Origin of the sequence: Euzebyella saccharophila, assembly GCF_014855495.1 — a bacterium.
Lineage (GTDB): Bacteria > Bacteroidota > Bacteroidia > Flavobacteriales > Flavobacteriaceae > Euzebyella > Euzebyella saccharophila.
Genome location: NZ_JACYFJ010000006.1, coordinates 1 through 13,877, shown reverse-complemented (window position 1 = coordinate 13,877; position 13,877 = coordinate 1). Strand labels below are relative to the sequence as shown.

General features: G+C 41.3%; 7 protein-coding genes and 1 tRNA gene. 2 read left to right on the top strand and 6 right to left on the bottom strand.

Annotated elements, in window-relative coordinates:
- Nucleotides 1-6: 6 nt before the first annotated feature.
- Nucleotides 7-3,177 carry a TAT-variant-translocated molybdopterin oxidoreductase gene (locus tag IL355_RS15870; protein ID WP_192463103.1) on the bottom strand — a complete coding sequence of 1,057 codons (3,171 nt, stop codon included), beginning with the start codon at nucleotides 3,175-3,177 and terminating at the stop codon, nucleotides 7-9.
- Between the two features lie 36 nt (nucleotides 3,178-3,213).
- The gene (locus IL355_RS15865; protein WP_192463102.1) at nucleotides 3,214-4,578 is read right to left on the bottom strand and encodes a cytochrome c3 family protein; all 1,365 of its coding nucleotides are present in this window, start codon (nucleotides 4,576-4,578) and stop codon (nucleotides 3,214-3,216) included.
- 235 nt (nucleotides 4,579-4,813) lie between these two features.
- Here IL355_RS15865 and IL355_RS15860 point away from each other — a divergent pair, with 235 nt between their 5' ends.
- Nucleotides 4,814-5,185 (top strand): SPOR domain-containing protein, encoded by a 372-nt coding sequence (locus IL355_RS15860; RefSeq protein WP_192463101.1) that lies wholly within the window; start codon nucleotides 4,814-4,816, stop codon nucleotides 5,183-5,185.
- Between the two features lie 45 nt (nucleotides 5,186-5,230).
- On the opposite strand, the gene infB is transcribed toward IL355_RS15860, so the two are convergent.
- The 4 genes from infB to IL355_RS15840 form a co-directional block, all read right to left on the bottom strand.
- Complete coding sequence (gene infB / locus IL355_RS15855) at nucleotides 5,231-7,963, bottom strand: translation initiation factor IF-2 (RefSeq protein ID WP_192463100.1); 2,733 nt, start codon at nucleotides 7,961-7,963, stop codon at nucleotides 5,231-5,233.
- A 43-nt stretch (nucleotides 7,964-8,006) separates the two neighbouring features.
- Nucleotides 8,007-9,239, bottom strand: a complete 1,233-nt coding sequence (gene nusA, locus IL355_RS15850; protein ID WP_187456107.1) for a transcription termination factor NusA — start codon at nucleotides 9,237-9,239, stop codon at nucleotides 8,007-8,009.
- A 13-nt stretch (nucleotides 9,240-9,252) separates the two neighbouring features.
- Nucleotides 9,253-9,714 carry a ribosome assembly cofactor RimP gene (rimP, locus tag IL355_RS15845; protein ID WP_192463099.1) on the bottom strand — a complete coding sequence of 154 codons (462 nt, stop codon included), beginning with the start codon at nucleotides 9,712-9,714 and terminating at the stop codon, nucleotides 9,253-9,255.
- Between the two features lie 227 nt (nucleotides 9,715-9,941).
- A tRNA-Gln gene (locus IL355_RS15840) sits at nucleotides 9,942-10,013 on the bottom strand.
- Nucleotides 10,014-10,312: 299 nt separating this feature from the next.
- Here IL355_RS15840 and IL355_RS15835 point away from each other — a divergent pair.
- Nucleotides 10,313-13,690 (top strand): glycosyltransferase family 117 protein, encoded by a 3,378-nt coding sequence (locus IL355_RS15835; protein ID WP_192463098.1) that lies wholly within the window; start codon nucleotides 10,313-10,315, stop codon nucleotides 13,688-13,690.
- The last annotated feature ends 187 nt before the right edge of the window (nucleotides 13,691-13,877 follow it).

Here is a 13,877-nt window from a genome sequence, read left to right as displayed (position 1 = left end):
TACGGTTTATACTTCGTTGGTATTTCTCACTTTAACATGGTAGAATACATTTGGTTTAGTACCTACATGCTCCAATAAATGATAAGCTCTGTCATCCTCTTCAAGAGAAGCAATTTCACTTCCTTCCTCGTTTACATCCCCAAACTTTATTGCACCGCTACTACAGGCAGCTGAACAAGCAACAGCGTTATTGAACTCACCTTCCGCAACAGGCCTACCTTCCCGCTTGGCATTCAACACAACCGCTTGGGTAGCTTGGATACAGAAAGAACATTTTTCCATAACCCCTCTAGAACGTACAACCACATCTGGGTTCAATACCATTTTACCAAGGTCATTGTTCATATGGAAATCAAACTCGTCATTGTTATTGTACAAGAACCAATTGAACCTTCTCACTTTATAAGGACAGTTGTTGGCACAATATCTTGTACCCACACAACGGTTATAAGCCATATGATTTTGACCCTGACGACCGTGGGAAGTAGCTGCAACAGGACAAACCGTTTCACATGGAGCGTGGTTACAGTGTTGACACATTACAGGCTGGAAAGCTACTTGAGGGTTAACCGATGGATCTTCCAATTCACCAAAACCTCCCAAAGAACCATTGTCCCCACTTAAACCATCAAATTCATCCTTCTTGATATTATCTTCCTCAAATGTACTCTCCGAAGAATAGTATCTATCGATTCGCAACCAATGCATATCTCTGGAGAGGCGCATTTCTTTTTTACCAACAACAGGAACATTATTCTCTGCATGACAAGCAATCACACAAGCACCGCATCCAGTACATGCGTTCAAATCAATAGACATTTTAAAGTGGTGACCGATAGAACGATCAAAACTTTCCCAGATATCCACTTCTGGGGAGGTCACCAATGTTTCTTGGTGATTCAAGGAAACATGAGGGATTGGGTTCCACTCACTAGATTCTTTTGTATTGAATTCCTCAAGGGTGGTCTCTTTAATAATATCACCTCTACCCATTAAGGTGTTGTGCAACTGAATACAGGCAAATTCATGCGTGCCAGATGCCTTTTCAAGCGTAGCCGCTTGTATGTTATTAAATCCTTGGTAAAGCGGATAAGCATTTACCCCGGTCTGCATTTCTTCTTTAAGACCTACTTTTTTACCGTAACCAAAAGAGAGACCCACAGAGCCAATAGCTTGACCCGGCTGTATGATAACAGGAACATTATTTACGATAACACCATTAACAGTAATATTCACATAACTACCGTCCAAACCACCATTGGCTACATTATAGTTTTCCAAGCCCAATCTTTCGGCATCCGCTTTGGAAACTGTAACATAGTTATCCCACGAAACTCTTGTAATTGGATCAGGAAACTCCTGCAACCAAGGGTTACTGGCCATAGAACCGTTACCCATACCTGTTTTAGGATATAAAGTCAACTCAAGACCTTCACCACTAGTAGCATTGGTCAACGCACTTATTGCAGAAGCAATGGATATTGAACTTGCAGCGGCAACTACGTTATCAGAAGCTGGAACTTCTTCTTTGTCATCCGCATCATCGGCAACATTTTCAGGATCGGCATTCAAAACCGAAGCCGAAAAAGCTCCCCCAACAAAAACTCCATCATGCAAAGCCTTGTTCCAATCAGCACCGTTCAAAATACCATTGGTCCAAGTATCTTTAATATATTCGTAATAATTCTTATCCGAACCCATCCACTTCAACAAAGAAGCTTGGAATTGCCTCGTATCAAATAGCTCTCGTATGGTAGGCTGCATTAAGCCATAATGTCCTTTCTTGATCTGAACATCTCCCCAAGACTCTAAGTAATGGTTGGAAGCAGCCGCGAATTGAGCTACTTCGGTAGTCTCGTTCCAATTGGTTGAGAACACCACTGAAAGACCCACCTTTTCAAGTCCGGTTACAAATTCAGCAGCATTTGGCAAACTATAGGCCGGGTTAACGCCATCCACAAAAAGAGCACCCACTTTTCCACTGTTCATATCAGCTATCAAAGTGTTTACCGCTTCGGCATTACCCTGTCTCGTATATTTAGGAACTGCTGCATCAAAAGCTTTGCTACCCAACATTTCATTAATTGCCAGGACAACAGTCTGGGCATTTACATCATCTAACCCAGTAACTACTACGGCATTACTCGCAGCAGTACGTATTTGGGTAGCCACACTATCAACAGCTGCCTGCACATTTTCAGGCAACTCACCGCCGGCCGATGTACCGTTTAACTTGGCATACAATTTAGCCAAAGCAATTTTTTGCTGCATTGGAGTCAAAGGAATCCTTTTATCAGCATTTGCCCCGGAGAGTGTCATATTCGCCTCAAATTGAACATGACGTGACATTTTACCTTTATTGGGCACACGTCCTTTCGCGTAGCTAGAATCGTATCCACCTCCCTGCCAGTCTCCGAGAAAATCAGCTCCAAAAGAAACTATCAAATCCGATTTTGAGAAATCGTAATCCGCTAACGCCCTCTCACCAAACTTTGCTTCAAAAGCGGCTAAGGCCGCTTCCTCTCCAATCGCGTCATAAACAATATGCTTCACATTGGAATACTCGGCTTGCATTTCAGCTATCAACCTATCGGTAGAAGGACTAGCATATGTTTGCGTAAGCAAGGCTATTTGTTGTCCAGAATTCTTTAATGCGGCCAATTTAGATTTAACCGCAGCATCCAACGCACTCCAATCAACAGGCTCGCCGTTGGCTACCGGACCTTGTAAACGGGTGCTATCATAAAGAGAAAGAACAGAAGCGTTTACACGTGCATTTGCACCACCCCCTACTAAGGCATCCCTATTATTTTCTACTTTTATTGGACGACCCTCGCGAGTTTTTATCAATACACTCGCAAAGTCAAAACCGTCCGCAATGGAAGTTGCATAGTAGTTAGCAACACCAGGAACTATATTCTCTGGCTGAACCACATAAGGAATAGACTTACGAACCGGCCCTTGGCAAGCTGCCAAAGAAGCTGCGGCCGTACTAAAGCCTACATATTTCAAAAAGTCCCTTCTATTGGTATTGGTTGAAGAAAGATTTTCTTTATCCCCTAAAAACTCATCAACAGGAATATCCTCAACAAATTCATTTTGCCTTAGCGTCTCAACAATGGAATCATTCGGATTTAACTCCGCTTCGTTTTTCCAATATTTTTTGTTTGATGCCATACGTCTCTATGTAATTAGCTACTCTTTCTTAATCTATTAATAGTGGCACTTTCCACATTCCAGTCCGCCCATTTGAGCAGCTGTCAACTTCTCAACACCGTACTTTTTGGAAAGCTCATCGTGTATCTTCTCGTAATATTCGTTGCCCTCAATCTTCACATTGGTTTCACGGTGACAATTAATACACCAACCCATGGTCAACGGAGAATGCTGCGAAACAATTTCCATTTCCTCAATAGGACCGTGACACTCCTGACACTGAACTCCCGCAACCGTTACGTGCTGAGAGTGATTGAAATACACAAAATCCGGAAGGTTATGAATTCGAACCCACTCCACCGGTTTTGTATTACCGGTATATCTCTGATTTTCTTCATCCCAACCTACCGCGGCATAAAGCTTTTTAATTTCTTGATTGTAATCTACCCCGTACTCCTGCTTACCTTCTGCCAGAGTTTCTTCTGAAACTTGATAAATGGATTTATGACAGTTCATACACACGTTCAAGGAAGGAATACCGGAGTGCTTGGAAACCCTAGCGGAAGAGTGACAATACTTACACTCAATTTTATTTTCTCCAGCATGAATCCTATGCGAATAATGAATTGGCTGAATAGGCTCATACCCTTGATCAATACCCACTTGCATCATCCAGCCGTAAGCAAAGTAAGCGCTACCCAACAACAGAACTATCACGGACACCAATACTAAAAATTGATTGTCCACAAACGCCTTCCACAAAGGCTTTCTTTTAACCGCTTCCTCCTCGACAAAAACAACACCATTTGCCTCTGCAATTCTCTTAAGTGTACGATTCACCAACACAAGCATCACCACCAACAAAGCAAACACCAAGGCAAGCGCCCCAAGAATAACATTATTGGAAACCCCAGACCCAGAACCGCCCGCAGCACCAGGAGCAGCTTCCGAAGTGGCAGCAACAGCAGGCTTTTTAGGAGGAGCCGCAGTATACGCCAATATATTATCTATGTCCGTATTGGACAACGTTGGAAAAGCGGTCATAGCCGCTTGGTTGTACTCATTATAAATCTTGTTGGCATAAGCATCGCCCGAAGCTATCATTCCTGGACTGTTTTTTATCCAAGAATACAACCACTCACGATCAAGACCTTCATCCTCGGCCAACCTTGCTTCCACATTGGCCAAAGCAGGACCAGTCATCTTACGATCCAATGCATGACAGGCCGCACAGTTTTGATTGAACAAGGTTTTTCCTGCCGCAGGATCACCGTCCGTTTCAGCAGCAGCTTCGGTCTGCTCAGGAGATGCCTCAGCAGAAGCCTCGTCTTGCGCATAGATTGAAGTGGAAATCAGTAGGAAAAATAATACAGTTACACCTAGAATCTTAGAAAATGGATGGAGGTACGGAACCTTTTTCATATGGATTTTATTTCTATCAAATCTTGGCACGATAATTTCTGTTGTATGAAAAATAAGCTTTGCTTTATCAGTGCTAAAATTGATGGCAAAAATACGACATAGACTTTATTTTGTAAATGTTAAAGGATTGATAATTGCTAATTTATATTTATTCTAAATAAATTGCGAACACCAGTGTTTGTTCAATAAAAATCTACTTTTGTATAAAACGGTAAGACCCAATAATTTCCCTTTAATGAAAACAACATTCCTATCATTTATGAGCTTATTCTCCGTAGCCATATGCTCTGCCCAACAGGGTACTATTAACATTTCACAGGACGGAAAAATTACGGAATTGCTGGATATTTATAAGACAGCCAACGAAAGTACGGACTATTATCGCATACAAGTAGGGTTTGGTTCTTACGCTAAAGCCCAAAATATTCAAACCAAAGTCGGTGAAGATTTTCCGGATTTGCCATCAAAAATTGAATTTGATTCCCCTACTTACAGGGTAAGGGTGGGTCGTTTTAAAGATAAACTTGCAGCGGAACGAAAATTTGCGGAGGTAAGAAAAAAGTATCCCGATGCGATGTTACTACAACCAAAAAAATCGACCCGGTAGGTCGATTTTTTTTTGCATTCTTATAAAGTTTTTAACGAAGACCTTTTATTTAGTCTTCAACTTTTTCTTAACGGCCACCTCTTGGAAAGCCTCTACAATATCTCCCTCCTTGATATCATTGTAGTTTTTCACTTGCAGACCACAATCATACCCTTTGGAAACTTCTTTTACATCATCCTTAAATCGTTTTAAAGATGCCAATTCTCCCGTAAACACAACTACACCATCCCTAATGAGACGTATACCTGCATTACGGAATATCTTACCATTGGTCACCATACAACCAGCAATGGTACCCACCTTAGAAATCTTAAATGTTTCCCTAATTTCGGCAGTACCCGTAATTTCTTCCTTAATTTCAGGAGACAACATACCTTCCATCGCATCCTTAAGGTCGTTAATGGCGTCGTAGATAATGGAGTACATTCTGATATCGATTTCCTCCTTATCGGCTACATCGCGCGCATTACCCATTGGCCTAACGTTAAACCCGATGATAATTGCATCGGAGGCCGAAGCCAGTAAAACGTCAGATTCAGTAATCGCACCTACCCCTTTATGGATGATGTTCACTTGGATTTCCTCGGTAGACAGTTTTTGGAAAGAATCCGTTAATGCCTCTACCGAACCATCCACATCACCTTTTAGAATTATATTTAATTCTTTAAACTCACCCAATGCAATACGTCTTCCGATTTCATCAAGCGTAATGTGTCTTTGAGTTCTTACAGATTGCTCACGTTGTAATTGCGAACGCTTAGCAGCTATTTGCTTGGCCTCACGCTCATCTTCCAATACATGAAACTTATCACCTGCTTGTGGCGCTCCATCCAATCCCAAGATTGAAACGGGAGTGGCGGGACCTGCTTTTTTAACTGTCTTACCACGCTCATCTTGCATGGCCTTGATTTTACCACTGTGTGTTCCAGCAAGCACATAATCCCCAATTTGCAAGGTACCACCTTGTACCAAAATAGTGGATACATACCCACGTCCCTTGTCAAGGAACGCCTCCACAACAGTACCGTTTGCAACCTTATCCGGGTTCGCCTTTAATTCAAGCAACTCTGCTTCAAGAAGCACTTTTTCAAGTAATTCCTTTACACCTTGTCCCGTCTTGGCCGAAATATCGTGCGATTGGATCTTACCGCCCCAGTCTTCTACCAATAAATTCATTTGGGCAAGACCTTCTTTAATCTTATCCGGGTTGGCCGTTGGCCTATCTATCTTATTAATTGCAAAAACTATAGGAACTCCAGCAGCTTGCGCATGACTGATTGCCTCTTTTGTTTGAGGCATGATATCATCATCAGCAGCAACAACAATAACCGCAATATCCGTAACCTGGGCACCCCTGGCACGCATGGCGGTAAACGCCTCGTGACCCGGTGTATCCAAGAACGTAATCCTCTGACCATCTTCCAAGGTAACACCGTAAGCACCAATATGCTGGGTTATACCCCCACTTTCACCTGCTATAACATTGGCTTCCCTAACATAATCAAGCAAAGATGTTTTACCGTGATCAACGTGACCCATAACGGTAACGATAGGAGCCCTACTTTTTAAGTCTTCAGGAGCGTCTTCTTGCACCTCTATGGACTCTTCCAATTCTGCAGTAACGAATTCCACTTCGTACCCAAATTCATCCGCTACAATAGAAAGCGTTTCAGCATCTAAACGTTGGTTCATGGTCACCATGATTCCCAATGACATACAAGCGGATATAATATCCGTGGTAGTTACATCCATCATGGTAGCAACCTCACCCACGGTAACGAATTCCGTCACCTTCAACACTTTGCTTTCCAGCTCTTGTTGCTCAAGGTTTTTCTCCGTTTGCTGACGGTGCTGATCCCGCTTATCCCTACGATATTTAGCCCCTTTTCCTTTCTTGGATTTACCTTGGAGCTTCTCTAGGGTCTCACGAATTTGCTTTTGTACATCTTCCTCTGTAGGCTCAACTTTAGGAGTGAAACGATTGTTTCCTGCCCCCCTTCTTTGGTTACCTCCTTGGTTTCTATTACCTCTTTGTTGGCCACCACCGGTATTACTACCCGGTTTAACTATACGTTTTCTACGTTTCTTACGGTCATTACCATCAGAAGAGGACTTGTTCTCTTCTTTCTTTTTCTTTGGCTTATCAAATTTTGATAAGTCAATCTTGGCGGTAATTTTAGGACCTGATAGTTTTTTGTATTTGGTAGTAAGAACATCATCACCTTCTTTAGGCTCAGGCTTAGGCTCTTCTTTTTGTTCCTTCTTTACAGGCTCCTTTTTCACCTCTTTGGCCTCCACCTTTTTCTCCTCTTTTGGAGGTTCTGGTTTAGGCGCTTCCTTTTCAACAACAGGTTCCTCTACCGGCTTTTCCTCCTTCTTAGGTTCTTCTTGTTTTGGCTCCTCCTTTTTCTTTGGATCCAAATCAATTTTGCCAACGGTTTTTGGACCTGTTAGCTCCACTTTGCCCAAGAAAGGTTTTTCAGCGGCAGCACGCTTCTCCCTTGCCAAGCGTTTTTCTTCCTGTTCTTGCTCCAATTGCAGACGCAAAGCTTCTTTTTCTTCACGCTTTTCCTCACCTACTTTTTTAGAAGCAACTTTCTTGCTCTTATCGGTTTGGAACTCCTCTTGAAGCACCTCATAGACCTCATCGGAAATCTTTGTTGTAGGCCTAGCTTCAATCTCATGACCTTTAGAGGCCAAGAAATCCACCGCCCTATCCAAAGAAATATTAAACTCCTTGAGGACTTTGTTGAGTCTTATTTTTGCAACGTCTGCCATAAATTTCTTCTCCTAATTCTTTTAAATTGCTGCTAATATATAGCTAATCTTCCAATTCTTCTTTGAGTATACGCACAACTTCCAAAATTGTTTCCTCTTCCAAATCTGTACGTTTTACAAGATCATCTACGTCTTGCTCCAAGATGCTACGGGCAGTATCCAAGCCAATTTTTTTGAACTCTTCAATAATCCAAGCATCAATTTCATCCGCAAATTCTGTAAGCTCCACATCTTCCTCTACACCCTCACGGAACACATCTATCTCATAACCAGTTAATTGACCAGCCAACCTAATATTATGACCCCCACGACCAATTGCCTTGGAAACTTCTTCTGGTCTTAAATAAACCTGAGCGGTCATTTTTTCATCATCCAACTTTACGGTTGTCACCCTAGCCGGACTCAATGCTCTTGTAACCATTAGCTGCGGATTTGCAGTCCAATTGATTACATCTATATTTTCATTTCCTAATTCACGAACAATACCATGAATCCTAGAACCTTTCATACCTACACAGGCACCAACAGGATCTATACGATCATCATAGGAATCTACTGCCACCTTAGCCTTTTCACCAGGAATACGTACAGCCTTTTTAATAGTAATCAAACCATCATACACTTCCGGAATCTCCTGAAAGAACAATTGCTCCAAAAATTTAGGGGAGCTTCTGGACATTATAATAGAGGGCTTACTTCCTTTAAGCTCAACGCTCTCGATAATTCCTCGAACATTATCTCCTTTTCTAAAGAAATCCGAAGGTATTTGACGGTCCTTGGGAAGGATGATCTCATTACCTTCATCATCCAATAAAATAATGGCCTTATGCCTAATGTGATGCACCTCAGCAGTATAGATTTCACCTTCCAAATCCTTAAACTGCTTGTAAATGGTGGTATTATCATGCTCATGAATCTTAGAAATCAAGTTTTGACGAAGTGCCAATATGGCCCTTCTACCCAAGTCTATAAGCTTTACCTCCTCAGATACATCTTCACCAACCTCAAAATCGGGCTCAATTTTTCTAGCGTCAGTCAAGGAAATCTCTTCATTAGGCTCCTCTACTTCACCATCTTCTACAACCACACGGTTTCTCCAAATCTCCAAATCCCCTTTGTCAGGGTTAATTATGATATCAAAGTTATCGTCAGATCCAAATTTCTTTTTGAGGGCGCTTCTAAAAACTTCCTCTAAAATAGCCATAAGCGTTACCCTGTCAATAAACTTATCGTCCTTAAACTCTGAAAAAGACTCAATTAACGCGATATTTTCCATTACTCTGTTACCATTAAAATGTTATTATGACTTTAGCTTCTTTAATATCAGAAAATTTGATTTCCTCTCTTTTCTGTACTGTTCTTTTTCCTTTGCCCACAGGTTTAGGCTCCCTTGCCTTCCATTCAAGAAAAATTGACTCCTGATTGGTCTCGGCCAAATTACCTTCAAAGGTTTCCGTCTCGGTTTCAATTTTTAATTTCCTCCCTATATTTTTTGCGTACTGTCTTGGCAATATCAAGGGAGAAGTTGCTCCTGCCGAGGTTACTTCCAAGGAAAAATCCTGCTCCTCTCGGTCAAGATTATGCTCAATGGCCCTGCTTATTTTCATGCAATCCTGCAAGGAGACACCGTTATCACCATCAAGGACTACTTTAATGGAATTGTCAGGAGCCACCTTAAAATCAATTAAAAATAATGATTTATCCTCATCCAATGCATCCTGTAATAATGACGCTGCCTTGTCCTTCAACATACCATTTAGAAATAAAAAAGAGGACTTAATTGTCCCCTCATGAATACTTTTATATCCTTTCAGTGCTGCAAATATACAATTTTTTTAATTCTCACAATAGGCCTAAAGCATATCTGGTTTTAAATGACGCAGTTACCTTAAATAACACCAAATCACAAAAGGAAATTGACAGAAAACCTAATAAAATTGCATAAAAAATCCCGAAGCATTTACTTCGGGATTTCTTGTTGGCCTACTAGGACTCGAACCTAGAATGACTGGACCAAAACCAGTAGTGTTGCCAATTACACCATAGGCCAATACCAATTTCTAAAAACGAAATCATCTTCCGTATTAGAGCGTGCAAATTTAAAACAAAGTTTCATTTGCACAAACATTTTTACGAGTAAAATTTACTTTGTCATAAAAACTTCAGGATTTACCCCTACAAACCCGATGAACGCTTTCAAAACGGCCCGCACTTAACAGAAAACACTTGACAAACCACAACACTTCGTGTTTAAAACCTATCAATTTACCTGTTAAACCTTTATAAAAAATACCTCCCTGTATTTATATTAATTAGTAAATTCGCCGCATTGGTTAAACCACTTAGTACATGTTTGCAAAGAACTTCAACAAATGGGACACCCTTTTGGGGTGGGCCGTATTTGCCATAGCCCTCATCACCTATATCATTACCGTTGAGCCTACCAATAGTTTTTGGGATGCGGGCGAATACATTGCCACCTCGGCAAAACTCCAGGTGGGCCACCCTCCGGGAGCCCCTTTACAACAAATGATAGGCGCCTTTTTTGCTATGTTCGCATTTGAACCGGACCAAGTGGCCCGTATGGTCAATTACGTATCTGGTGTATCTAGTGCCTTTACCATTCTATTCATGTTTTGGACCATTACCAATCTTGCCAGAAAATTGGTAAACAAAAAAGATGAAGTTATGACCAATAGCAAGGCTATTGCTATTTTGGGAAGTGGACTTGTAGGCGCTTTGGCCTTTACCTATTCTGATAGTTTTTGGTTCAACGCCGTAGAAACGGAAGTTTATGCCATGGCGAGCCTCATAATGGCCTTGCAATTATGGCTAGGCCTTAAATGGACAGATAATTTGGACGACCCCAGAGGTCACCGTTGGCTCATTTTAATTTGTTTTGTTGTAGGACTAACATTCGGGGTCCAGTTCATGGGCTTTTTAGCAATACCTTCCATCGGGCTTTTATATTACTTTCAAACATACAAGACAACTACGGTCAAGAATTTTCTATTGGCCAACCTTGCTGTCATTGCGGTATTGATGCTCGTCTATAAATTTTCATTGACCTACGTATTAAAACTATTTGGATGGAGCGAGGTGTTTTTTATCAATAGCATTGGCTTGCCATTTAATTCTGGATCTATAATTATGGGGCTTATTTTCATTGCCACGTTTTATTTTGGACTCAGCTATACAAGAAAGAACAATTACAGAACGGCCAACCTCATTGTACTTTGCTCCATGTTTATTTTCCTAGGGTTCTCTACTTGGTTAATGCTCCCCATACGCGCCAACGCCAGAGTTGTAATCAATGAAAATAATCCCGAAGACGCACGGGCACTTTTAGCTTATTACAATAGGGAACAGTATCCTGGCGTAGACAGCCCAGTTTACGGCACGTACTATTCCAACACTTTTGGAGATGCCGGCGAGGACAAGGACGAAGCTCCTAAATATGAAAAGGACGAGAAGTTGGGCAAATATGTTATAACCAATTATTACAAAGGTGCTGTACCTGGGGATGACCCCAAACATGTTGGGCTTTTACCTAGGATGTGGAGCGGTCAACATGCAGAAAACTATATGCGCTATTTTGGCCCATTGGATTTTAAAATGAAACAATCCAACGAAGAGCTCAGAAGAGCGGTTAAACAAGTTAAGGACGGCTTTGCCAATGGCGAAATAGACGCAGAGCAATATATTAGTTTCTTAAGAAGATTTAGTGATTATCTAGAGGTAGAACCTCCATCATTATGGCAAAACATTAAGTACATGGCCCAATTTCAATTTGGCTATATGTACTGGAGGTATTTTATGTGGAATTTCTCCGGAAAGAACAATGACGTGCAGGGCCGTTACAATGGTAATGGCGAATGGATCAGTGGCATTCCGTTCCTTGATAGCATCCGTTTGGGAAGTCAGGATAACCTGCCGGACGAAGTTAAAAACAACAAGGCTAGGAACACGTATTTTCTACTACCCTTGTTATTGGGGATTATTGGGATTTTATTTCAAATTGCAAAAAACCCGAAACAATTCTGGGTATTGTTAATTTTCTTTCTCTTTACGGGTCTGGCAATCCAATTTTACACCAATCCTTCTATATTTCAGCCTAGGGAGCGAGATTATTCTTTAGTAGGCTCTTTCTATATTTTCGCCATTTGGATAGGGCTAGGTGTTTATGGTTTATTTGAGGAACTTAGAAAATACCTTACCCCTAAAATTTTGGCTCCTGCCATAACTATTGTTTGCCTTCTGGCGGTACCTACAGTTATGGCGGTACAAAACTGGGATGACCATGACCGCTCCAATCGTTTCACTGCCAATGCTTCGGCCAGGGCCTATTTAGACTCATGCCAAGAAGATACGGGAGCTATTTTATTTACGATTGGGGACAATGATACCTTCCCCCTATGGTATGCACAAGAAATTGAAGGTTACCGTACGGATGTTCGCATCGTATGTACCAGTCTCTTTGAAACGGATTGGTACATTGACCAAATGAAGCGCAAGGCCTATGAAAGCGACCCGATTCCATCCCAAATTGAACATGATAAGTACCGCTGGGGATCAAGGGACGTGCTCTACTATCAAACCGTTGACCCTTTATTCAACAAAAAGATTTCAGAAAGTAGGTGGTCTATTCATGATTTTATCAAATGGGTAGATAGCGATGAACCACAGACCAAACTTAAATACATTTTGGAAAGGCAGGAAAATATTGATATGGACGCCTATTCTGAAAATGCTCAGAATATTGTCTACTACCCTACCAATAAACTACGCATTCCCGTAAATAAGAAAAACGCTCTGGAAAGCGGTTTGGTCAAGGAAAAAGATAGCGCCCAGATTGTAGACTTTATTGATATTGACCTTCCGCGTAGTGCCATCACCAAAAAGAGTATGATGATGCTGGATATCATTGCCAACAATGACTGGAAAAGACCTATCTATTTCTCTGGAGGAAGTTTTGACGATGCCGAATTCATCTGGATGAAAGATTATCTACAGTTAGATGGAATGGCCTATAAATTGGTCCCAATAAAGACCGAAAGAAAGAATTCCTATGAAATGGGCAGAATAGACAGTGACCTTATGTATGACATTGTCACCAATTGGTATTGGGGAAATTCCGGAAGCCCGGATATCTACCATGATCCGCAAACAAGAATTCAAGGTCTTTCCTATAGAAGCAACCTTGCCCGCTTGGTTGAAACGCTATTGAACGAAGACAAAATTGAAAAGGCAAAGGACATTATCAACATAGCCATGGAAAATATTCCAGTAGATTATTTTGAATACTACACCTTTGTCGAACCATTTGTAGATGGATATTACAAGGTGGGGGAGACCAACAAAGCAAGGGAATTATTTGAAAAGCTAAAATACATCTATCAAGACCGTTTGGACTATTATGCAGGCATTCCCTTAGATGAGCAATATAACCAAATTGATGAAATCATTGCGGATATGGAAGGATACCGTAGAAACATTGATATATTAATTGGCAATAATGACCGTGAGAAAGCTGAAAAGGAAACCCTTATATTCAATGAATATATAGACAAGTTTCAGCACTTTTACAGGGATAACCTTTTGGAGGAAGAGCCATTGAATCCTAACGGTAATCCAGATTTGGAAGACACCATGCCCGTATCTGATACTACGGTAATTGATGCCACTACCACAACTGAAGAAATACCGGATAGTATTCCCGTTCAATAAGAAATGAGCATTCAACAAAAAAGCCCCGTTCCTTTTGAGACGGGGCTTTTTTGTTGAACTTGTCCCGTCCTGAAATAAGTTGACACAAATTCGACTTATTTATGAAGGATTCAGAGAAATCAAGGAAGAAGCGCAGCCAACGCGATTACAATCTGGGCTTTAAACTCAGTGTTGTCCAGCAGGTCGA

Excerpts from the sequence above, each read along its gene's own strand:
- IL355_RS15870 (WP_192463103.1), bottom strand. The coding sequence starts at position 3,177 with ATGGCATCAAACAAAAAATATTGGAAAAACGAAGCGGAGTTAAATCCG.
- IL355_RS15865 (WP_192463102.1), bottom strand. The coding sequence starts at position 4,578 with ATGAAAAAGGTTCCGTACCTCCATCCATTTTCTAAGATTCTAGGTGTA.
- IL355_RS15860 (WP_192463101.1), top strand. The coding sequence starts at position 4,814 with ATGAAAACAACATTCCTATCATTTATGAGCTTATTCTCCGTAGCCATA.
- infB (WP_192463100.1), bottom strand. The coding sequence starts at position 7,963 with ATGGCAGACGTTGCAAAAATAAGACTCAACAAAGTCCTCAAGGAGTTT.
- nusA (WP_187456107.1), bottom strand. The coding sequence starts at position 9,239 with ATGGAAAATATCGCGTTAATTGAGTCTTTTTCAGAGTTTAAGGACGAT.
- rimP (WP_192463099.1), bottom strand. The coding sequence starts at position 9,714 with ATGTTGAAGGACAAGGCAGCGTCATTATTACAGGATGCATTGGATGAG.
- IL355_RS15835 (WP_192463098.1), top strand. The coding sequence starts at position 10,313 with ATGTTTGCAAAGAACTTCAACAAATGGGACACCCTTTTGGGGTGGGCC.